Source organism: Herbiconiux sp., from assembly GCF_023264895.1.
Lineage (GTDB): Bacteria > Actinomycetota > Actinomycetes > Actinomycetales > Microbacteriaceae > Herbiconiux.
In genome coordinates, this window is record NZ_JAHFUY010000039.1 from 19,035 (window position 1) to 40,208 (window position 21,174).

Consider the following 21,174-nt stretch of genomic DNA (forward strand, 5'->3'; position numbering starts at 1 on the left):
GGCCGGCCGTCGCGGAGAAGCGCCGGAGAAGCGCCGGAGAAGGGCCGGAGCGTCAGCGGTGCAGCACGAGCACCGACTCCGGCGAGCCGTGCCTGGCCTTCGCGAGCTCGGTGAACCCGAGCCGCTTGGCGAGGGCGACCGAGCGCGTGTTGCGCGCATCCGTGACGGCGGTGACCGTGCGGGCGCCGACGGTCTCGAAGGCGAACCCGAGGATGCCCTCCGCGGCCTCGGTCGCGATTCCCCGGCCGCTGTGGGACGGATGCATGACCCAGCCGATCTCGACCTCGCGCGTCTCGCGGGCGACCGTGCGCAGGTGCAGCGAGACGTCGCCGATCACGTGCCCTTCCCGCTCCACGGCGAGGGCGAGGAAGTCGTCGGCCTGCCAGAGCCGCGTGTGCCTGGTGCGGTCGCGGAGGTGCCGGAACGAGGCCTTGCGGTCGCGCTCCGGCCACGGCAGGAACTGCGAGACCGAGGGCTCGGACTGCAGGTCGTACCAGTCGGCGGCGTCGCCCAGCCGGTGGGGGCGGAGCAGCAGGCGGTCGGTCGTGAGGTGGGGAGCGTCGAACGGGGTCTCGGTGCGCGGCCCGCGCACGAACCGGGGGCGCCGGATGCCCGCCGAGGCCAGAGCGTCCTTCACCCGGGTGCGCAGCGGGATCGCGGCGGGGCCGGAGCGGGTCGTCGTGTGCGCCCAGAGTGATCCGTAGCCGAGTGCCTTGATCTGCGTCATGGGGAGACGTTATGCAACCGAGACAGGAGGGCTGTGTGGAAAGATTTGAGGTCTCTATGAATCGGTCCGGAGGCCTGGAGACGACCGCACGCCGCCTCGACAATGGAGCGTGACGAATTCACCGATCTCCGACGAACTCGTCTCGTCGGGGCGCCGGCGGGCCGTGCTCGCCAAGCTGCCCCGCCTCTACCGCGCCGACGGCTCGCCCATCCGGGTGCTGCTCGTCGATGACGAGGTCGTGCTCACGAGTCTCGTGAGTCTCGCGCTGGCCTACGAGGGCTGGACGGTCGACATCGCCCACGACGGCACGACCGCCCTGCAGAAGTACCGCGACGAGCGGCCCGACGTGGTGGTGCTCGACATCATGCTGCCGGACACCGACGGCATCACCCTGCTCAAGCAGCTGCGCGACGTGGAGCAGTCCTCGCCCACCCTCTTCCTGACCGCGCGCGACTCGGTCGACGACCGCATCATCGGCCTCACCGCCGGCGGCGACGACTACATGACCAAGCCCTTCAGCCTCGAGGAGCTCGTGGCACGCCTCCGGGGGCTCCTCCGCCGCTCGATCATGACGGTGTCGGATGAGGACTCCCGCATCGTGGTGGGCGACCTGCTGCTCGACGAGACGAGCTACGAGGTCAACCGCGGCGGCGACCCGATCCAGCTCACCACGACCGAGTTCGAGCTGCTTCGCTACTTCATGCGGAACCCCCGCCGGGTGCTCTCGCGGGCGCAGATCCTCGACCGGGTGTGGAACTACGACTTCGCGGGCAAGGCCTCGATCGTCGACCTCTACGTCTCCTACCTGCGCAAGAAGATCGACGCCGACCGGCCCTCGATGATCCACACCGTCCGCGGCGTCGGCTACGTGCTGCGGCCCGCCGAGTGAGCGCGTCGACAGGCGCGCCCGCGCGCTGCGGAGTCACAGCGTGACCGCCGCGAACGGGCGGCGCGGCACCGTCTCGGCGCGCCGGCGCCCCTGGACTCTCCGCAGCCGCCTCGTGGTCGGAACCGCCGGCCTCGTCGCGGTCGTGCTCCTCACGGTGGGCATCGTGAGCATCGTCACGCTCAACACCTCCATCACGCGCGTGGTCGACACCCAGCTCCGAGGTTCGATGTCGGCGCTCAGCTACTCGGTCGAGAAGTTCCACTACGGGCACTCCCCGTCGGGGCAGATCTACCCCCACAAGCCGCTCACGGAGTTCACCGGCCACGGCCCGGGCGCGATCATCGCCACGGCCGAGGACGGCGTCATCACCGACTCCGCCCGCTTCTCCGACTCCGACGCCGCTTCGCTCCCGGCCGCCGCTGTCGCGCAGCTCGAGCGGAGCGCGCTCACGCCGGGCACGCAGGAGTCGATCGTGCTCGACGGGTTCGGCCACTACCGCTTCAGCACCGAGACCGACAGCGAGGGCAACCTCCTCATCGCCGGCGTCTCGCTCGCTGCGGCCGACGAGGCCGTGCTGCAGGAGACGATCGTCATGGTCGTCCTGGCCCTGATCGCCCTCGCCATCATCGTGGTGGGCGTGATCGTGGTGGTGCGGCTCGCACTCCGCCCCCTCGGCCGCGTGGTCGGCACGGCCGTCGAGGTCACGAACCTGCCGCTGGACCGCGGCGAGGTCGAGATCCTGACCCGCGTCGGCGAGGCCGACACCGACCCCCGCACCGAGGTGGGCAAGGTGGGGGAGGCCCTCAACCGGCTGATCTCCCACGTCGACGAGGCGCTCGCCGTGCGCGCGGCCACCGACAAGCGGATGCGCCGCTTCGTCACCGACGCGAGCCACGAGCTCCGCACGCCGCTGGCCGCCATCCAGGGCTACGCCGAGCTGACCCGCCAGGAGAACGCCGAGCTCCCCGACATCACGGAGTACTCGCTGGCCCGGATCGAGTCCGAGGCCAAGCGCATGAACTCGCTCGTGAGCGACCTCCTGCTGTTGGCACGTCTCGACGAGGGCCAGGATCTGCACCTCGACCAGGTCGACCTCGGCGAGATCGTGGTGAACGCGGTGAGCGACGCGAAGGCGTCGTCGTCGGGCCATATCTGGCTGCACGTCGTCCCGGATGCCGCGGCGCTCGTCACGGGCGACCGCGAGCGCCTGCACCAGGTGGTGCTCAATCTGCTCTCGAACGCGGCGCTGCACACGCCGGAGGGCACGACCGTGACCGCCGGCATCCGCTTCGCCGAGCACGACGGCACGCCCGGCATCGAGCTCTCGGTGAGCGACAACGGGCCCGGCATCGATCCCGAGCTCGTGCCCGAGCTCTTCGAGCGGTTCGCCCGTGGCGACTCCTCGCGCTCGCGCCGCTCCGGCAGCACGGGCCTGGGGCTCGCGATCGTGGCGTCGATCGTCGAGGCGCACGACGGCTCCATCGAGGTCGCGTCGACGCCCGCGGGCACCACGTTCACGCTGTGGTTCACCCGGGTGGCCGGAGCCACGGCGGGCCCGCTCGGCGAGCGGCCCGGGGCGCAGACGAGGCCCACGACCGCGATCTCCTGAGCAGGCGGCGCCGCCGGTCTCAGCGCATCCGGAGGTGCACGATCCGCAGCACGACCGTGGCCACGACCAGTGCCGAGGCGGCGATGACGGCCGCGACCGCCACGGGAGGCGAGAGCAGCTCGCCGGTCAGGCGCGACACGGCGACCCAGGCGAGCCCCCAGGCCAGCGACGCCGTGGGGGCCAGACGGCCGCGATCCCAGGCGGCCAGGGCGATGCCGAGCGCGGCGGTCACCACGACGATCGCCACGCCCCAGACCTCGGGAGCCGCTCCGAAGCCGTCGAACCCCGCGGCCGTCAGAGCGGCGGTGATGTTGGCGGCGGTGGCCACCGAGACCCAGCCGAGGTAGAGCCCGACGGTGCCGTCGACCACGATCGACTCCACCACGCCCTGGCCGTCGCGGCGGGTGCGCACCACACGCACGAACGTGAACAGCAGCGCCGCGAGCAGCACGACGATCACCACGACGCTGAGAGCCAGGAGTCCGGCCTGCACGCTCAGGATCCAGGCGGCGTTCAGGAGCAGTGTCGCGGCGATCGGATAGCCGAGCGCGCGCTGCCGCGGTGACGACGTCTGGCGGGGGAGGAACTGCCAGATCGCGTACGCGATCAGGCCGAGGTAGATCACCGACCAGATCGAGAAGGCGGGACCGGCCGGGGCGAGCTGCGTCGAGTCCGCGCTGAGCGCCCCGCCCGCCGCATCCTGGATCGGGGTGCCGCCGGCGGCGCCCGACCCGATGAAGCTGCCCACGATGGCGAGCACCGCACTCACGGCGACGACGCTCTGCCGGATGCGATCCGAGGTCCTGTTTTCGCTAATCACCTTAACTACTTTGCCACCGAACGGGCTTCACCGCTCGGAACCGCTCGGAACCGCTCGCGGCGGCCGCGGGGCGCTAACGTGTCTGCCATGACCACGACTCCTTCCGGTTCCGCCCTGCAGCGCGGCATCGGGGCCGCCAAGAAGTTCAACTCCGGGCCCCACCGGGCCGCGCTCGTGGTCTCTCTCCTGGTGTCGCTCTTCGCGGCGCTCTTCGTGACCTCGTACAGTCTCGCGATGGGCAACCCCCAGCCGCACGACATCCCGATCGGCGTGGTGAGCGAGTCGGTCAGCCCCGAGCAGCTCGAGTCGAGCCTCCAGAGCGCGACCGATACGTCGTTCCTCGTCTCGTCGTACCCGAGCGCCGATGCGGCGAAGGCCGCTCTCGAGCAGCAGCAGATCTACGCCGCCCTCGTGACGGAGTCGGGAACCGCATCCGACCTCTACATCTCAAGTGCCTCGGGGGCCTCGATCGCGCACGTCATCAGCTCGGAGGCCACGCAGGTGGGATCGAGCCTCGGCGTGCAGCTCACGGTCACCGACCTCAACCCGCTCCGCCCCAACGACCCGAGCGGCCTCGTGCTGTTCTACCTGGCGCTCGCCTCGACCATCATCGGCTTCGTCGGCGCCATCCAGACCAGGGTCAACGCGAGCGGCATGACGATCGCGGGGGAGCTCGCCTGGGACGCGGGTCGCGCCGTGCTCGTGGGCCTCGTGATCTCGCTCACCACGGGCCCCGTGTTCGGCTTCGAGACGTTCCCGTTCCTGCCGGTCTGGGGGGTCCTGGCGATGACGGTGTTCATCGCGGGCGCGGTCTACAACTTCTTCCGGGTGATCGTGGGCGGCAAGTGGGCGCTCATGCCCACCTGGATCATCTTCATCCTCATCTCCAACCCCTCCTCCGGCGGGGCCGTGGCGCCCGAGCTGCTGCCGCCCTTCTACGAGTTCATGGGGCGGTGGATGCCCACGGGGGCGACGGTGCGCGCCCTCCGCGACCTCGCCTACTTCCCCGACGCGCTGCATCCGGAGCCCTACCTCGTGCTCGGAGCCTGGCTCGTCGGCGCCACCGCCGCCTTCGTGATCGCGCGGCGGATCAGGTACGGCTTCGGCCGCGTGGAGCGGACGCCGGCGTAGCGTCGGCCGGGCGGGCGATGCCGTCGGGCACGCGCGCCGTGAGCCGGGTTCCTGTGCCTGTGTTCGTGCCGGAGCCGGAGCCAGAGCTTGTGCCTGCGCCTGCGCCTGTGCTCGCGGGCGCCGGAGTGAGCGTGAGTCCACCGCCCACGAGTTCGAGCCGGTCGCGGAGCCGCTGCAGGCCATGGAGGTGCACGGGCGGCGTGAGCCCCACGCCGTTGTCGTCGAAGAGCACCTCGAACTCGCCGTCGGCGTGCGTGATCGCGAGCGAGAGGCTCGTGGCCCTGCCGTGCTTGAGGGCGTTCGAGAGCGCCTCCTCGACGATCCGCACGAGCAGCAGCCGGCGCTCCGGGCTGAGCGCCTTCGCGCCGTGGCTCTCGAGCTCGAGCACGCCGTCCGAGAGCGACACGACGGTGGCGATGGTGGCGGGGACCCGCTGGAAGAGGGCGCGGATGGCCGGCACGGCGCCCTGGTCGAGCCGGTCGGGGTAGAGCAGGCGGCTCATGCCGCGGAGGTCCTGCTCGCGGAGGGCGTCGAGGTCGTCGCGGATGGAGGCGATCTCGGCCGCGGTCTGCGGGTCGCGCTCCGCCAGTCCGCTCTCATCGAGCAGGGAGCTCAGTCGTGCGCCGAGGAGCACGAACCGCTGCTGCACGGTGCCGTGCAGGCCGTCGGCCACCTCGCGCCGCACGCGAAGCTCCTCGCCCTGCAGGGCCTCGAGGGCGGCGGAGGCGCTCAGCGCGCGGAGGGCCGACGCGCGCTCCTCGGTGCGCAGTCGGCGTCGCGCGTCGGACTGCGCGAGGGCGAGAGCGAGCGAGATGGCGGCGGCCACGGTGGCGGTCACGATCTCGGCGAGGAGCTCGGTCACGTCGTCGGGGCCGTAGATGCCGAACGCCAGCTGCAGCAGCGAGCGCGCGATCGCGGCCGAGGCGGCGATCACCACTCCCGTGCCGATCCGGCCCGCGAGACCGCGCTCCTGGGGCGAGAGCAGCGCGATGGCCGCGAGGGCGGTGCCCACGGCGGCGGCGTTCGCGCCGAGCCGCGTCACGAGGTTGAAGGTCACGTCGAACGGCGCCGAGGGGTCGACGGCGTCGCGGAGCATCGAGTGCGGCAGGATGCCGAGCACGAAGACCGACTGGATCGAGGCGCCCGTGGCGAAGAGGCCGAGGATGACCCCGAAGGTGAGCAGCGTGATCCGGCGGTAGTCGATGCGGTCGCCGGGCGTGACGGCGGTGGCGTCGCTCACTCCCGAGACGGTCATGCCGGCCCCGTCATGACGCCGCCGTCTCCTCGAGGAAGCGGAGCGCGGCTCCGACGCGAGGGTTCACGACGCCGCCCGAGGCGAGACCGAGCTCGGCGTAGACCGCGGCGATGTGGTTGTCGACCGAGCGTGGCGCGAGTCCGAGGCGCGACGCAATCCCCGCGTTCGACAGGCCCTCGGCGAGCAGCCGCAGCACCTCGTACTGGCGTGGGCTCAGGCGCGCGAGGGTCGACCCACGCCTCGGCCTCCTGCGGGCCACGAGCTCGGGGTCGAGCACCGTGCGGCCCTCGGCGGTGACCTCGATGGCGCGCACGAGGGCGGGGAGGCCGAGCGAGGAGGTCTTCGACAGGCAGCTCCAGCCCTGCGAGACCGGCCGGGGCAGCTCGAGCAGCACGTCGAGGGCGTCGGTGGCCGAGAGCAGCACCACGCCGAGGCCGGGCTGCGTCTCGCGAAGCGCGATGCCGAGGTCGATGCCGTCGCCGTCGCCGAGCTGCACGTCGAGGAGGGCCACGTCGACGGCATCCGGGCCGAGGCCGGCGAAGAGCTCCCGGGCGGCGGCGGCACCCGGTGCCGTCCCCACCACGCGGATGCCGGGGGCGGCGGCCAGGGAGGAGGCCAGCATCTGCCGATAGAGGGGCTGGTCCTCGACCACGACCACCCGGATCCCTGCTGAAGCCACCATCCCCTCTATAGTGCTACATCCCGGGTGCCCCTGTCCTCCCGGAAGCGCGGGCTCCGGTGCGCGGCGGCGTCAGAGCCTGATCTGCGTGAGCGCCTCGAGGCGCGTCCAGCGGCGGCCCGCGGCGCGGAGCGGTGCGAGGTAGCTGTCGGCCGCCACGAGGTCGGGCAGGGGAGTCTGCACGAGTGCGGCGATGTCGGCGATCGGCGCCTGGAAGGTGCGGAAGGGCCCGAGGGGCGGCGGCTCGTCGCGGGCGAGGGCACTCGCGCGGGCCTCGTCGAGGCCGATGTCGCCGAGCTGCGGGGACTGGTCGAGCAGGAAGCCGGAGGCGCGGAGGCGGGGGGTGGAGGCGGTCCCGGTGCCAGCGCCGGTGCCCCAGCTTGTGCCGGTGGCCCTGCTTGTGCTGCTGCTCCAGGCGGCGATCTTCCAGAAGCGCTCGGGGATGCGGATGCCGCGGTAGACCGCATCCGTCGGCGCGAAGACGGGGCCGGTGAAGACGCTGAGGCGGAGGTCGTTCGCCTCGGCGTAGGCCAGCACGTGGTCCTCGACGCCGTTCCAGAGCTCCTTCGACTGGTTGAAGCCCGCGGCCTGCGGTGCGGCGTTCGTGTAGGCGAAGGTGTCGTGGTTGGCGCGGCGGGCCGCGTCGGGCGCACCCCAGACGGGGTCGCGACGGCGCACCAGGTGGCCGCGGTCGAGGTCGTTGCGGGCGTAGAGGGCGGGGCCGGCCTGCTCGTCGGCGGGCACCCGCTCGTCGAGGTGCCAGTCGTCTCCGCGCGGCACATCGGCGAGGGTTCCGCCGTCGATGTTCACGGCGGTGAGCGCGGCGAGGCGGCGGTCGGCGTCGAGCAGCACCGTGAAGTGCTCGTAGTCGAGGTGCCGGATGCGACGGGGGCGGCCGTCGGCGCCCTGCTCGCTCGGCACGGGCAGCGGGCAGGGGGCGTCGAGGAAGGAGGGGTCGAATCCGGAGGGCATGAGCCCAGTCGAGCACGGTGCGGCGGCGGCGCAAGGCATCCGGGTCTGTTCGCAGCGTCGGGACGCGCGCCACAATGAGGCATGGACGTCCTCGCGAGCCGCATCCTCATCCGCCCCTCCGACCCGGAGCGGAGCCGTCGCTTCTACCGCGACGAGCTCGGGCTCGCCGTCGCGCGTGAGTTCGGGGAGGGCGAGCACCGCGGGATGGTGTTCTTCGCCGGGAGCGGCCTCCTCGAGGTCTCGGGGCGGGGCGGCCCCGAGGCGCGCGCGGGCGTGGCGCTGTGGCTGCAGGTGCGCGACGTGCACGAGGAGGTGGCGCGGCTCACGCTGCTCGGGCAGCGGATCGTGCGCGCACCGCAGACGGAGCCGTGGGGCCTCGTGGAGGCGTGGATCGAGGATCCCGACGGCATCCCGATCGTCCTGGTCGAGATCCCCGCCGACCATCCCCTCCGCCGCGATTCCCGAACCCTCTGACCCGGAGGGCTTGCTTATGTGGACAGTGTTCACATAGCCTGGTTCCGGAACGCAGAGGAGCGGACATGGCGAAGATCATGGCGGTGGAGAACATCTCGCTCGACGGGGTGATGCAGTCACCGGGCCGGCCGGACGAGGACACGCGGGGAGGGTTCGACCGCGGCGGCTGGGCGTCGCAGCTCCTGGCGGCAGACCCCGAGGCCGCGATGGCCGCGATGTCGGGCCAGGGCCGTACCGCCGCCATGCTCTTCGGGCACCGCACCTACCTCGACCTCGTGGGCCACTGGCTCGGCACCGACGAGCCCAACCCCTTCACCGAGATCCTGCGGGCGACCCCCAAGTACGTCGCGTCGCGCTCGGCATCGACCTCGCTCGAGCATCCGAACTCCGAGCTCCTGACACCGGATGCCGACGGCGACGCGGTCGCGTCGGTGCGGGCCCTGAAGGCGACGCTCGAGGGCGACGTGGTCGTGCTCGGCAGCGGAGAGCTCGTGCGGTCGCTCGCGGCGGCGGGTCTCATCGATGAGTACCTGCTCACCATCCTGCCGGTCGTGCTCGGCCGGGGCGCCCGGCTGTTCGACGGGTACGCGCCGCTCGAGGTCCGCTCGAGCTGGACCTCGACGACGGGGATCGTGGTGGGCACCTTCGCCGTCGCCGCGGCGTGACACCGGTGTGAACAGCTCGGCGTGATCAGCCGGCGAGCGGCTCGATCAGGGTGGGGTCGTCCTTGGCGATCGAGGTGTCGCGCACGTTGTTGACGCGCTTGGAGACCGGGTAGGTCGTGATGGTCGAGGCGACCGCGAGCGAGGTGCGGTCGAGCATGGCCACGAGCTCCTGCTTCTCGTCGGGGCGCTCGAGCTTGGCCGGGCTCGTCCAGTCGTCCCAGGTGTCCGGCGTGAGGAACACGGGCATGCGGTCGTGCACCTCGCCCGAGGCGTCGGCGGCCTCGCGGGTGATGACGGTGAAGCTCAGGTGCCAGCCGTCGTCGGCCTTCTTGAGCTCGTAGAGGCCGGCGGCCGCGAGCAGGCCCTCGGGGCCGTGGATGTAGTGCGGCTGCTTGCCCTCGGGCGTCGCCTCCCACTCGTAGTAGCCGTTCATCGGCACGAGGCAGCGGCGCTGGGCGAACGCGCCGCGGAAGAGCCCGTTCGTCGAGACGCTCTCGAGCCTCGCATTGATGGGGGCGGGGCCGCCTGGCTTCGCCCAGGCGGGCTTGAGCCCCCACGCGGCGGCGTCGATCTCCCGCACGATCTCGCCGTCGACCACGCGCTCCCGCACGATCGGCGACAGCTCCGTGGGGGCGACGTTGTACGAGGGACGCCACTCCTCCAGGGTCCCGCCGCGCGCGATGAACTCGGTGATGAGCTCGTCGGTCTCGGCGCTCATGCTGAATCGGCCGCACATGGTGCTCACCGTCCTTTCGGGGTGGGGATGTCGTCGAGGGGGGAGTCGAAGTGCCTCGCGTCCAGGGCGGCCGACGGGTGCGGGCCCGCCTGCCGCAGGTCGTCGGCGAGGGCGAGCACGGCCGGGTCTCGGGAGGCGAGGACGACGGCGTTGCCGGCGCGCGCATCCGCCAGCACACTCGTGGGCCCGAGCACGAGCCGGTGGGGGAGGCTCGGGGCGAGCGCCGCGAGACGACTTCGGAGCCCCGGCAGCCCGTCGTCGTCGGCGATGTTCACCACGAGCACCCCGCCCGGTGCGAGCAGGCGGCTCGTGTCGGCGTACCACTCGGCGGTGGTGAGGTGGGGCGGGGTCGTGATGCCGCGGTAGAGGTCGTCGATCACGAGGTCGGCGCTCCCGGCCCACTCTCCCGCGCCTGTGACGGGGCCCGCGGCGAGGCCGGCGGCGAGGCCTGTGACCGAACCGGAGACCAGGCCGGTGACCACCGCGGCGGCATCGCCCTCGCGCACGGTGAGGCGGGTGCCCTCCGGCAGCGGGAGGCGCGCGGTCACCTCGTCGAGGAGGCCTCGCTCGAACTCCACCGCGAGCTGCTCGCTGCCCGGGCGCGTGGCCTGCAGGTAGCGGGCGAGGGTGAGGGCTCCGGCGCCGAGGTGCACCGTGCGCAGCGGGCGGCCGGGGGTGGCGAGGTGGTCGATGGCGGCGCCGATCCGCCGCACGTAGTCGTAGAAGAGGTCGCCCGGGTCTCCGAGGTCGACGTGCGACTGCTCGGCGCCGTCGATCGAGAGCACCCAGGCGCCCGGCACGAGCGGATCGGCGGCGATCTCGGCCACGCGGCCGCTCCCGGCCAGCGTGAACGTGGTGCGGTCAGGCATCCGGAGCACCCTTCTCGAGCCTCGGCTCGCCCAGCACGAGGGTGAGCCCCAGGAAGTCGGCGTAGCGCTTCAGGGCACGCGCGAAGCCGGCCCGGGCGGCGGCCGAGAGCGGCTCGAAGGGGTCGAGGGTCACGCTCACGGCTCCGGATGCGACGCGGCGGCGCCACGTGCCCACCACCTTCCCGTGGGCCACGAGCATCGGCAGGAACACGCCGTTGCCGCCGGGAACGATGCGCTCGGCGAACTCGGGTGGCAGAGCCGGGGAGCGGTCGGGGTAGCCCAGCAGGAACTCGTCGAAGCCGGGGAGGGCGTGGAAGGGGGGTGCGGGGCGGGAGGTGGTGCTGGTGCTGTCGTCGTTACCGTCGTTCTCGTCGTTCTCGCCGCCTGGGGCCTCGTCGTCCGCCGTCCAGTACTCGGTGCCGTCGAGCACCTCGGAGGTGAGGCGGTCGCGCGCCTGGTCGAGGCCGCGCTTCGCCTCGGCGACCGTGACCTTCGACCACCAGCAGAAGTCCTTCAGGGTGACCGGCCCGCGGCCGGCGACGTAGCGCCGCACGAACGCGCCGAGCGCCTCGCTGCGGCGGGGGTCGTCGTTGCCGATCTGCGGGGTCCCGTCGGTGGCGAGGGGCCACGCGGTGTCGACGATGCCGGCGCCGGGCGGCGCCCACTCGTCGAGCAGCACGAGCTGCTGCCGGCCGCCGTCGTCGGTGGGGCCCCAGCAGAGCAGTCCCTCGTGCGCCAGCCGGCCTATGACGTGGGTGCCGCGCTGGCCTCCCGGCTCGATGCCGGCGGCGACGAGGAGCGCGAAGAACTCGTCACGGCTCGCGCGACCGCCCCCGCCGAGCTCGGTCGTGGCGATCGCTCGGGTGCGGGCGAGCACGTCGTCGTCGAGCCCGAGCTGGCGGTAGCGGGGCAGGATGCTTCGGATGGTGCGCGCCGCAGTGATCGACAGCATGAGCCGCAGGTCGTCGGGGGTGCTGACGTGCAGGGTGCCGCGCATGGGCCACGAGCGCACGACGGATCCGGCGTCGAGCGCGGCCTCGACGTCGCCGCGGGTGCTCCCGGGTGCCCGCAGGCCGAGCGCCCACACGGCCTGCCCGTAGTCCTGCGCCTGCAGTGCGAGCATCCGCTCGGCCACGGCGGTGATGCGCGCGGCGCCGTCCTGCGGGCTCACCTGCACGGTCGGCCCCGGGGGATCGATCCACTGCGCCGCCAGCCGCCGGCGCAGCAGCTCGCGTGCCGCCCCCGCGGACCACCCGGCCGAACGCTTCGCCATGCGCCCAGTATGCCGCGCACCCCCGACTCCGCCGACGCCGCCGATACCGCCGACATCGCCGACATCGCCGACGGAGTGCGTCAGGAGATCAGGAGAGGGGCTCCCACGAGGAACGCCGCCATGACGAAGAGCACTCCCGCCAGCACGCCGGCGAGGGTCCGCACGTGGTTGCCCCGCGTCCACTCCGCGACGTACCGCTGCCAGCTGTCGTCGATCGTGTCGCCGCCGCTGCCGCTGCTGCTGCCGCTGCTGCTGCCGCTGCCGCTGCTGCTGCTGCCGCCGCCGGATTCCCCCGCCGCGGCGCCGCCCGGGTCGAGCTGCGCGAGCGCGTCGTTCCGCGGCACGTGGAACGCGACGGTCATCACGACGACCCCGCCGAGGTAGACCACCTCGCCCGCGAGCCCCCACCAGAGCGCGTGCCCGCCGCCCACCACGGCCAGCAGGATGCACACGGCGAGCCCCGCGAGCATCGTGCCGAACAGCAGCACCATGAAGGGCGGCCGCACGGCGGTGCGGTTGATCGCCTGCATCGCCGCGATCCCGGCGCGGGCGCCGGTCCCGGCTGCTCCGCCACTCGTGTCGCGGCCGGCCTCGGCGAGCCCGCGCATCACGAAGCTCGAGAACGCGAAGAACACCCCGCCCACGACCGCGGCTGCCACACCGGTCACGGCGGCGAGGACGCCGACCAGGGCGTGCGCCAGCTCGGCCCCGCTCATCGTCGGGTCTCCTGGGGAGTCCCGCGTCGCGTCCTGCTCGAGTGAGTCACGATCCCATTGTCGACCTTCGGGCCCGGGGAAAAACAGATGCGGCACCCGGCTCAGCCAGGGTGCCGCATCCGTCCCCATCCCCACTCGGAGGATCCACCGCAGACGGTCCCGAATCCGTTGCGACTTGAGATCTCAATATTGCAAACCCAGATGGAAACCGCCACCCACCATGTCGTCAGATGTCGAAATGGGTGGCGCAGCGGGAGGATCGCCCGGGCCCGGACATGAAGAAACCCCCACCATGTAGAAGCTAGGCGGGGGTTCCAGTGGCTCCGACGGGCGTCGATCCCGTGACCTCACGATTTTCAGTCGTGCGCTCTACCAACTGAGCTACAGAGCCGAAACCGGGTGTTCTTGCACACGAGCCGGTCTCTAGCGAAAAGCCCTTCCGATTGGAATGGCTTCACGCCTAGCGACCCTGACGGGACTTGAACCCGCGACCTCCGCCGTGACAGGGCGGCACGCTAACCAACTGCGCTACAGGGCCTTATGTGTTGTTCCTATTATATGTGCTGTCGACCAGTGCTCGTGACCCCGGCCATCGTGACCCCAACGGGATTCGAACCCGTGCTACCGCCGTGAAAGGGCGGCGTCCTAGGCCGCTAAACGATGGGGCCGCGGCGACAACTCATCGAGTATGCCACAACTCCTGCACAGTCTCCAATTCGCGACGAGTTGGGCACATTCGCGCGAATGTCCGTGCAATCTCCTCGCCCCCGGGTTAGATTCGCGTGAGCGTTGTGACAGATGTGACGGATGCGCACATCAACACCACGCTGCACGACGCACCGCGCACGCCGCGATGCCCGGTCTGGCAGGGGAGTATGAGCACCGACACGTCCGCCCGCAGGGTCTCGCGCCCGCGGCGCCTGCGCCACGCTGCGCTGGCCTTCGCCGCTGCCGCGACCCTCGTGGCGCTCACCGGCCTCACCTCGGGCCCTGCGTTCGCCGACGACTACCCCACGTGGGACGACGTGAAGAACGCGCAGGCGAACGAATCGGCGAAGTCCGAGGAGGTCACCCGCATCCAGGGCCTCATCGACGGCATGAACGCGGCCGTGACAGAGGCTCAGGCCGTGTCGGTGCAGCGCGGCACCGAATACCAGGTGGCGCAGGAAGCCTACGACACCGCAGACTTCAAGGCCTCCGAACTCGAGGTGCAGGCCGCCGACGCCACGACGCGGTCGGATGCCTCGAACAAGCAGGCGGGCCAGCTCGCCGCCCAGCTCTCCCGCACGGGTGGCAGCGACCTCACGCTCAACCTCTTCGTGGGCGGCGAGGTGTCGAGCGACCTGCTCTACCAGCTGAGCGCGATGTCCAAGCTCACTCAGAAGACCTCGCAGATCTACGCGCAGGCCGAGCAGGACCGCAACACCGCCGAGGCGCTCACCGCCCAGGCCGTGGTCGCGCGCGACGAGCTCGAGGGGCTCGCGGCCGAGGCCGAGCGCCTGCGCGACGAGGCGGTGGCCGCCCAGCTGGCTGCCGAGGCGGCGCTTCAGGAGCAGCAAGATCATGAGGTCGAGCTGCAGACCCAGCTCAAGGTCCTGCAGGAGAACCGCGTCGCCACCGAGGCCGACTTCCAGGCCGGGGTCAACGCCCGCGCCGAGGCAGCGCGGGCAGCGGCGGCCGCGGGGCTGCCGACCCTGCCGTTCATCGCGGCGAGCGGATGGGCGAGCCCGTTCCCGGGCTCCCACTCCTCCGACGAGTACGGCATGCGCGTCAACCCGGTGTCGGGCGCCTACCTCCTTCACTCCGGCATCGACCTCGTATACAACGGCGGAACCTGCGGCGCGGTCGTGTACGCCGCGGCCGAGGGGCTCGTCGACTACGCCGGATCCAACGGCGGCTACGGAAACTTCATCCGCATCGACCACGGCGGCGGCATCACCACCGCCTACGCTCACAACACCTCCCTGCTGGTGGGCAACGGCTCCTACGTCTCGGTCGGTCAGCCGATCGCCTACGCCGGCACCACGGGCAACTCCACCGGTTGCCATGTGCACTTCGAGGTGCGCGAGAACGGCACCGCCATCAACCCCCGCCCCTTCATGGCGGCGCAGGGCGTCGAATTCGGGTGATCAAGATGACCACGTCCACCACGGTGTCGCCGAGCAGCGCATCGCCGCGCTCCATTCGGTCGGGGCGGTCGGCCCGCATCGCCGCGCCGACGAACCGCCGGCGTTGGGCCCGCTGGGCGGCGGCCCTCACCCTCGCGGCGAGCCTCGTGGCGGTCGACGTCCTCCGGGGCGAAGGGGGAGCGGCTTTCGCGATCGACTACCCCTCGTGGGAAGACGTGCTCGCCGCGCGCAGCAGCGAAGAGGCCAAGGCGGCCGAGGTCTCCAACATCCGCTCGCTCATCGAGGCGGCGCAGGCCGAGGTGGAGGCGGCGCAGGCGGTCGCCATCCAGAAGGCCGACGAGTACTCGGCCGCTCAAGACGCCTACGACACCGCGGTGTTCCGCGCCGACGAACTCGCCCTGCAGGCCGAGGAGGCCACCGCTCGCGCCGACGCCTCGAACAAACAGGCCGGGATGCTCGTCAGCCAGTTCACCCGCACCGGCGGAGGTGACCTCTCACTCAACCTGTTCGTCTCGGGTGAGGACTCGGACGACCTGCTCTACCAGCTCGGCGCCATGAGCCGCCTCTCCGAGACCACGGGCAAGCTCTACGAGCGTGCCGTGCAGGACCGCAATACCGCCTCGTCGCTCACAGAGCAGGCCGACATCGCCGAAGGAGAGCTGGCGGCGCTCAAGGTCGCCGCGCAGGAGGCCTTCGACGCGGCCGTGGCCGCGCAGGCCGCCGCCGAGGCGCTGCTGGCCGAGCAGGAGTCCCAGCGCATGGTGCTCGAGGAGCAGCTCAAGGCGCTCGAGTCCAGCACGGTCAAGACGGTCGCCGACTACGAGGCCGGCGTGGCCGAGCGCAAGCGCCTCGAGGAGGAGGCCCGCCGGAAGGCGGAGGAGGAGCGTCAGCGGGCTCTCGAGGAGGGCGGCTACGGCGGCCCCCCGCCGTCAGTCTCCGGCTGGGGCTCGCCGCTCTCGGCGTGGAGGGTCACCGACGAGTGGGGCATGCGCTTCCACCCCATCGCGCACGTCAACCGACTGCACGCCGGCATCGACCTGGTGCAGGCCGGCGGCGGCACGTGCGGTGCCCCCGTCTACGCCGCAGCCAACGGAACGGTCATCCAGGCCGGCTACAACGGCGGCCTCGGCTACTCGGTCACCATCAACCACGGCGGAGGTCTCACGACCGTCTACGCCCACAACAGCTCTCTCAACGTCGGCTACGGGCAAGACGTCGGTGGAGGCGAGCTCATCGCCTATGCCGGAACCACCGGCTCCTCCACCGGCTGCCACGTGCACTTCGAGACCCGCGTGAACGGCGACTCGCAGAACCCGCGCAACTTCGTGAACTTCTAACTGCTGGTTTGTTGCTGCGCCGGTCCCTGCCCGGCGCAGGCGGCAGGGTTCTTCTGCTGCGCCGGTCCCTGCCCGGCGCAGGCGGCATGCGGTGCCGCCGTCGTTCGGCGTCGCTGCGCGGCGCCACCCGGCGTCGGTACCGCTCCGGGTCGGCGAGTACGGCCCGCGGCCTTTGGCGTCGTGCCGTACCGCCCCGCGTCGGTACCGAGAACGGGCACGGACTGTGCGCGACTTGACAGTAGGTGCGCTCATTCGGCGTGACTTGACACAAGATGTGTCAAGTGGGGCGATTTGGGCGCAACTACTGTCAAGTGGGCGCGGGGCGTGGGGGTCGGAAACGCAAACGTCGCGGCATCCGGGGCCCTGGGGAGGGGGGATGCCGCGACGGGTGCGGGGCTGGACGGGGGGAGGGGGCTAGTGGCCCTCTTCGGCCAGCTTCTTGATGCCGGCCTGGACGATGGCGTCGGCCTCGGCGGCGTCGCCCCAGCCCTCGATCTTGACCCACTTGTTGGGCTCGAGGTCCTTGTAGCGGGCGAAGAAGTGCTCGATCTCCTTGCGGGTCTGCTCCGGGACATCCGTGATGTCCTGGATGTGCGCCCAGCGCGGATCCTTGTGGGGGACCACGACGACCTTCGCGTCCGAGCCCGCCTCGTCGCTCATGTTGAGCACGCCGACGGGGCGCACCTTGACGCCCACACCCGGGAAGACCGGGTACTCGAGCAGCACGAGCGCGTCGACGGGGTCGCCGTCGAGGCCGAGCGTGTTCTCGAAGAAGCCGTAGTCGGTGGGGTACACGAAGCTCGTGAAGAGCACGCGGTCGAGGTAGACGCGACCGGTCTCGTGGTCGACTTCGTACTTGTTGCGGCTCCCCTTGGGGATTTCGACGACGACGTCGTACTCGGCCATGTGGTGCTCCCTCGTGTTGGCGTGTGGCGTGTGGCGTGCGTGGTGGCGTGACGGCCCGGATGCGCCGCCGGAAACTGCAATAACGTTACTGGATGCAGATGGACGGCCGCCGCCCCCGGCTCACCCCCGCGATCGCCGACGTGCGCCGCGCCGTGCGGGAGTGCCTCGAGCAGGCGGGGCCGACGTTCGTGCTCGTGGCCCTGAGCGGCGGACCCGACTCGCTCGCGCTCGCGGCGGCGACGGCCTTCGAGGCGCCGCGCCGTGGCATCCGTGCCGGCGCCGTGGTCGTCGACCACGGACTGCAGGAGGGATCCGCGGAGGTCGCGGAACGCGCTGCCGCGCAGGCCCGCGAGCTCGGTCTCGACCCCGTGATCGTCGAGCGGGTCGACGTCGAGATCGGCCCGGCCTCGCGCACCGGCGGCACCGAGGCCGCCGCCCGCACCGCCCGCTATGCCGCCCTCGACCGGGCGCTGGCAACCGCGGGGGGCGACCACGTCCTCCTCGGCCACACCCTCGACGACCAGGCCGAGACCGTGCTGCTCGGCCTCGCCCGCGGCGCCGGCGCCACGAGCCTCTCGGGCATGGAGGCCGCCACCCCTGCCGAACCCGAGACCGGCCGCGCGGCCCGTCTCCGCCCGCTCCTCGGCATCCGCCGCAGCACCACCGAGGCCTTCTGCACCGACTCCGGCCTCGACCCCTGGAACGACCCGCACAACGAGGCCGAGCGCTTCACCCGGGTGCGGGTGCGCCACACCGTGCTGCCCCTGCTCGAGGCCGAGCTCGGCCCGGGCATCGCCGAGGCCCTCGCCCGCACGGCCGAGCAGCTGCGGGAGGACGACGAGACCCTGCACGACATCGCCACCGAGACGATCGAGGATCTCGTGGAGCACGCCGAGGCGGGCATCGCGGTGTCGGCTCGCGCGCTCGCGGCGAACCCGCCGGCCCTCCGGAACCGGATCATCCGCTACGTCGTCGAGAGCGAGTTCGGGGTCTCGCCGAGCCGCGCGCAGACCCTCGCCGTGGCCGCCCTGGCAACGGACTGGCACGGCCAGAAGGGCGTCGATCTGCCAGGGATTAGAGTGGTGCGGCAGGCGGCGCTGCTCGTCTTCACGCGCACGGACCAGAAGAGCGCGGGCCAGCAGAGCACAGACGAGCAGGGCACGGACCAGACTCGCACAGACCACGAGGGGTAGGGACACATGGACGTCACCGACATCGAAGCCGACATCACCGAGGTGCTCTTCACCGAGGAGCAGATCGCCGAGACCATCGCGGGCCTCGCCCGCCAGATCGAGGCCGACTACTCCGACGACGACGACGTGCTCCTGGTCGGCGTGCTCCGAGGAGCCGTCATGGTGATGGCCGACCTCGCCCGCGAGCTGCGCCTCCAGCTCAACATGGACTGGATGGCCGTCTCCTCCTACGGCTCCGGCACGCAGTCGAGCGGCGTCGTGCGCATCCTGAAGGACCTCGACACCGACATCACGGGCCGGAAGGTCCTCATCGTCGAGGACATCATCGACTCGGGCCTCACCCTCTCGTGGCTCCTCTCGAACCTCCGCAGCCGTGGTGCCGCCTCGGTGGAGATCTGCGCCCTGCTCCGCAAGCCCCTCGCCGTGAAGGTCGAGATCGACGTGAAGTACGTGGGCGCCGACATCCCGAACGCCTTCGTGGTGGGCTACGGCCTCGACTACGCCGAGCGCTACCGCAACCTCAAGTCGATCGGCGTGCTCGCGCCCCACGTCTACGCCTGACACCCCGGCCCGGAAGGGCCACCCGCGCCCTTTACGCCCACGGGGAACATGGAGCGCGCGCCCAGTCGCCGACAGGTACCCTGAGGCAACGACATAAGCACCGTGCCGACCTGCCTGGCACCAAAGCGATGAAGAGACATGAACGCGAAACGCATCCTTCGATCTCCCATTCCCTACATCCTGCTGGGTGCGATCGCGCTCTGGATCGGCTTCAGCCTGATCACCAGCGCCGGATACCAGCAGGTCACCACGCAGGAGGGGCTCTCGTACCTCTCGAGCGACAAGGTCGCCGAGGCCACCATCATCGACGGCGAGCAGCGGGTCGACATGACCCTCACGACCGCGGATGACGAGCACGGCGACAAGGTGCAGTTCTACTACGTCGCCCCGCGTGGAGCCGAGGTCGTGGCCGCGGTCACGGATGCGAACCCCAGCGACGGCTTCGACGACCAGGTCCCGCAGCCCAACTGGTTCCTCTCGGCCCTCGGTCTCCTGCTGCCCATCATCCTGATCGGTGCCTTCTTCTGGTTCATGCTCTCGGGCATGCAGGGCGGCGGCAACCGCGTGATGCAGTTCGGCAAGTCGAAGGCGAAGCTCGTCACGAAGGAGACCCCGAAGGTCACGTTCGACGACGTCGCGGGCGCCGAGGAGGCGCTCGAGGAGCTCGAGGAGATCAAAGACTTCCTGAAGGAGCCGGCCAAGTTCCTCGCCGTGGGAGCCCGCATCCCCAAGGGCGTGCTGCTCTACGGCCCTCCCGGCACCGGCAAGACCCTGATCGCCCGCGCCGTCGCGGGTGAGGCGGGCGTGCCGTTCTTCTCGATCTCGGGCTCCGACTTCGTGGAGATGTTCGTGGGTGTCGGCGCCAGCCGCGTGCGCGACCTCTTCAAGGAGGCGAAGGAGAACTCGCCCGCCATCATCTTCATCGACGAGATCGACGCCGTCGGCCGCCACCGCGGCGCCGGCATGGGCGGCGGCCACGACGAGCGCGAGCAGACCCTCAACCAGCTGCTGGTCGGGATGGACGGCTTCGACGTCAAGACGAACGTCATCCTGATCGCCGCCACCAACCGGCCCGACATCCTCGACCCCGCGCTCCTCCGCCCGGGCCGCTTCGACCGCCAGATCGGCGTCGACGCCCCCGACCTCAACGGCCGCAAGAAGATCCTCGAGGTGCACGGCAAGGGCAAGCCGCTCTCGGCCGGCGTCGACCTCGAGGTCGTGGCCCGCAAGACGCCCGGCTTCACGGGTGCCGATCTCGCGAACGTGCTCAACGAGGCCGCCCTGCTGACGGCCAGGAGCAATGCGCAGCTGATCGACATGCGCGCTCTCGACGAGGCCATCGACCGCGTGATCGCCGGTCCTCAGCGCCGCACCCGCATCATGCGCGACCAGGAGAAGCTCGTCACGGCCTACCACGAGGGCGGCCACGCCCTGGTGGCGGCGGCGATGAACAACACCGACCCCGTCACGAAGGTCACGATCCTGCCGCGCGGTCGCGCCCTCGGCTACACGATGGTGCTGCCGCTTGAGGACCGCTACTCGGTGAGCCGCAACGAGCTGCTCGACCAGCTCGCCTACGCCATGGGCGGCCGCGTGGCCGAGGAGGTCGTGTTCCACGACCCGACCACGGGCGCGTCGAACGACATCGAGAAGGCCACCGGCACCGCCAAGAAGATGGTGACCGAGTACGGCATGACCGCCTCGCTCGGAGCCGTGAAGCTCGGTGCGGCCTCGGGAGAGATGTTCCTCGGCCGCAACATGGGCCACGAGCGCGACTACTCCGAGAGCCTCGCCCAGCAGGTCGACGCCGAGGTGCGCAACCTCATCGAGGCGGCTCACGACGAGGCGTGGCACGTGCTCAACGAGAACCGCGACATCCTCGACAAGCTGGCCGCCGAGCTGCTCGAGAAGGAGACCCTCGACCACGACGAGCTGGCCGAGCTCTTCAAGGACATCAAGCGCCTCCCGCCGCGCCCGCAGTGGCTCTCGAGCGAGCGCCGCCCGGTGTCGGCCCTGCCGCCCGTGCCGTTCCCGTCGAAGGCGCCGATCGACGGCGGAGCGGTCGACGGCGGAGTCGACTCCGAGCCGGAGCCCGACGCCGTCCCCGCCACGCCGAAGCGCGCGCCGCGCACCAACCCGCGCCCCGCCACCGCCTAGGCGCCCGTGTCGAGCGTCGACCGAGCGAGGATCGAGGCCGCGGTCGGGGAGATCCTCGCGGCCATCGGCGAGGACC

At 71.4% G+C, this 21,174-nt stretch carries 20 protein-coding genes and 3 tRNA genes; 10 read left to right on the plus strand and 13 right to left on the minus strand.

Going from position 1 to position 21,174, the window contains the following annotated elements; translation table 11 throughout:
- Positions 1-52 precede the first annotated feature (52 nt).
- A complete protein-coding gene (locus tag Q0D57_RS08910) occupies positions 53-727 on the minus strand; it encodes a GNAT family N-acetyltransferase (protein WP_291041664.1) in 675 nt (224 codons plus the stop codon).
- A 163-nt stretch (positions 728-890) separates the two neighbouring features.
- Here Q0D57_RS08910 and Q0D57_RS08915 point away from each other — a divergent pair, with 163 nt between their 5' ends.
- Together Q0D57_RS08915 and Q0D57_RS08920 are read left to right on the plus strand one after the other, a co-directional pair.
- Complete coding sequence (locus tag Q0D57_RS08915) at positions 891-1,616, plus strand: response regulator transcription factor (RefSeq protein WP_291041736.1); 726 nt, start codon at positions 891-893, stop codon at positions 1,614-1,616.
- A gap of 40 nt (positions 1,617-1,656) precedes the next feature.
- Complete coding sequence (locus tag Q0D57_RS08920) at positions 1,657-3,225, plus strand: ATP-binding protein (protein WP_291041667.1); 1,569 nt, start codon at positions 1,657-1,659, stop codon at positions 3,223-3,225.
- A gap of 19 nt (positions 3,226-3,244) precedes the next feature.
- Here the strand turns inward: Q0D57_RS08920 and Q0D57_RS08925 are convergent, their stop codons facing one another.
- On the minus strand, positions 3,245-4,045 hold the full coding sequence (locus Q0D57_RS08925) for a tryptophan-rich sensory protein (RefSeq protein WP_366518595.1): 801 nt from the start codon (positions 4,043-4,045) through the stop codon (positions 3,245-3,247).
- An 87-nt stretch (positions 4,046-4,132) separates the two neighbouring features.
- Here Q0D57_RS08925 and Q0D57_RS08930 point away from each other — a divergent pair, with 87 nt between their 5' ends.
- Positions 4,133-5,176, plus strand: coding sequence for a hypothetical protein (locus Q0D57_RS08930; protein WP_291041670.1), 1,044 nt, complete (start codon positions 4,133-4,135; stop codon positions 5,174-5,176).
- Here Q0D57_RS08930 and Q0D57_RS08935 read toward each other — a convergent pair.
- From Q0D57_RS08935 to Q0D57_RS08945, 3 genes are all read right to left on the minus strand, one after another.
- Positions 5,136-6,431, minus strand: coding sequence for an ATP-binding protein (locus Q0D57_RS08935; protein ID WP_291041673.1), 1,296 nt, complete (start codon positions 6,429-6,431; stop codon positions 5,136-5,138). The two genes, Q0D57_RS08930 and Q0D57_RS08935, sit on opposite strands and share 41 nt — an antisense overlap.
- A 10-nt stretch (positions 6,432-6,441) precedes the next feature.
- A complete protein-coding gene (locus Q0D57_RS08940) occupies positions 6,442-7,113 on the minus strand; it encodes a response regulator transcription factor (protein WP_291041685.1) in 672 nt (223 codons plus the stop codon).
- A gap of 69 nt (positions 7,114-7,182) precedes the next feature.
- Positions 7,183-8,082: a DNA/RNA non-specific endonuclease gene (locus Q0D57_RS08945; RefSeq protein WP_291041688.1), complete on the minus strand. Its 900-nt coding sequence runs from the start codon at positions 8,080-8,082 to the stop codon at positions 7,183-7,185.
- 81 nt (positions 8,083-8,163) lie between these two features.
- Between Q0D57_RS08945 and Q0D57_RS08950 the strand changes: the two genes are divergently transcribed.
- A complete protein-coding gene (locus Q0D57_RS08950; protein ID WP_291041693.1) occupies positions 8,164-8,556 on the plus strand; it encodes a VOC family protein in 393 nt (130 codons plus the stop codon).
- Between the two features lie 65 nt (positions 8,557-8,621).
- Positions 8,622-9,221 carry a dihydrofolate reductase family protein gene (locus Q0D57_RS08955; RefSeq protein ID WP_291041696.1) on the plus strand — a complete coding sequence of 200 codons (600 nt, stop codon included), beginning with the start codon at positions 8,622-8,624 and terminating at the stop codon, positions 9,219-9,221.
- 25 nt (positions 9,222-9,246) lie between these two features.
- Here the strand turns inward: Q0D57_RS08955 and Q0D57_RS08960 are convergent, their stop codons facing one another.
- The 7 genes from Q0D57_RS08960 to Q0D57_RS08990 all read right to left on the minus strand — a co-directional run bounded on the left by Q0D57_RS08960 (position 9,247) and on the right by Q0D57_RS08990 (position 13,483).
- Positions 9,247-9,957: an SOS response-associated peptidase gene (locus Q0D57_RS08960; RefSeq protein ID WP_291041699.1), complete on the minus strand. Its 711-nt coding sequence runs from the start codon at positions 9,955-9,957 to the stop codon at positions 9,247-9,249.
- 5 nt (positions 9,958-9,962) lie between these two features.
- Positions 9,963-10,826: a hypothetical protein gene (locus Q0D57_RS08965; RefSeq protein ID WP_291041702.1), complete on the minus strand. Its 864-nt coding sequence runs from the start codon at positions 10,824-10,826 to the stop codon at positions 9,963-9,965.
- A complete protein-coding gene (locus Q0D57_RS08970) occupies positions 10,819-12,099 on the minus strand; it encodes a winged helix DNA-binding domain-containing protein (RefSeq protein ID WP_291041705.1) in 1,281 nt (426 codons plus the stop codon). The genes Q0D57_RS08965 and Q0D57_RS08970 overlap by 8 nt, the downstream gene beginning before the upstream one ends.
- An 80-nt stretch (positions 12,100-12,179) precedes the next feature.
- Positions 12,180-12,815: an anthrone oxygenase family protein gene (locus Q0D57_RS08975; protein ID WP_291041708.1), complete on the minus strand. Its 636-nt coding sequence runs from the start codon at positions 12,813-12,815 to the stop codon at positions 12,180-12,182.
- Positions 12,816-13,133: 318 nt separating this feature from the next.
- A tRNA-Phe gene (locus Q0D57_RS08980) sits at positions 13,134-13,206 on the minus strand.
- Between the two features lie 73 nt (positions 13,207-13,279).
- Positions 13,280-13,353, minus strand: a tRNA-Asp gene (locus Q0D57_RS08985).
- A 57-nt stretch (positions 13,354-13,410) separates the two neighbouring features.
- A tRNA-Glu gene (locus Q0D57_RS08990) sits at positions 13,411-13,483 on the minus strand.
- A 114-nt stretch (positions 13,484-13,597) separates the two neighbouring features.
- On the opposite strand from Q0D57_RS08990, the gene Q0D57_RS08995 reads away from it, so the two are divergent.
- Complete coding sequence (locus tag Q0D57_RS08995; RefSeq protein ID WP_291041711.1) at positions 13,598-14,944, plus strand: peptidoglycan DD-metalloendopeptidase family protein; 1,347 nt, start codon at positions 13,598-13,600, stop codon at positions 14,942-14,944.
- Positions 14,945-14,949: 5 nt separating this feature from the next.
- Positions 14,950-16,281, plus strand: coding sequence for a M23 family metallopeptidase (locus tag Q0D57_RS09000; protein WP_291041724.1), 1,332 nt, complete (start codon positions 14,950-14,952; stop codon positions 16,279-16,281).
- A gap of 414 nt (positions 16,282-16,695) precedes the next feature.
- Here Q0D57_RS09000 and ppa read toward each other — a convergent pair whose 3' ends face one another.
- Positions 16,696-17,187, minus strand: a complete 492-nt coding sequence (gene ppa, locus Q0D57_RS09005; RefSeq protein ID WP_291041727.1) for an inorganic diphosphatase — start codon at positions 17,185-17,187, stop codon at positions 16,696-16,698.
- A 98-nt stretch (positions 17,188-17,285) separates the two neighbouring features.
- On the opposite strand from ppa, the gene tilS reads away from it, so the two are divergent.
- From tilS to ftsH, 3 genes are all read left to right on the plus strand, one after another.
- A complete protein-coding gene (gene tilS / locus Q0D57_RS09010) occupies positions 17,286-18,380 on the plus strand; it encodes a tRNA lysidine(34) synthetase TilS (RefSeq protein WP_291041742.1) in 1,095 nt (364 codons plus the stop codon).
- A 6-nt stretch (positions 18,381-18,386) separates the two neighbouring features.
- A complete protein-coding gene (gene hpt, locus Q0D57_RS09015; protein ID WP_291041730.1) occupies positions 18,387-18,941 on the plus strand; it encodes a hypoxanthine phosphoribosyltransferase in 555 nt (184 codons plus the stop codon).
- Positions 18,942-19,079: 138 nt separating this feature from the next.
- Positions 19,080-21,098 carry an ATP-dependent zinc metalloprotease FtsH gene (gene ftsH / locus Q0D57_RS09020; RefSeq protein ID WP_291041733.1) on the plus strand — a complete coding sequence of 673 codons (2,019 nt, stop codon included), beginning with the start codon at positions 19,080-19,082 and terminating at the stop codon, positions 21,096-21,098.
- The last annotated feature ends 76 nt before the right edge of the window (positions 21,099-21,174 follow it).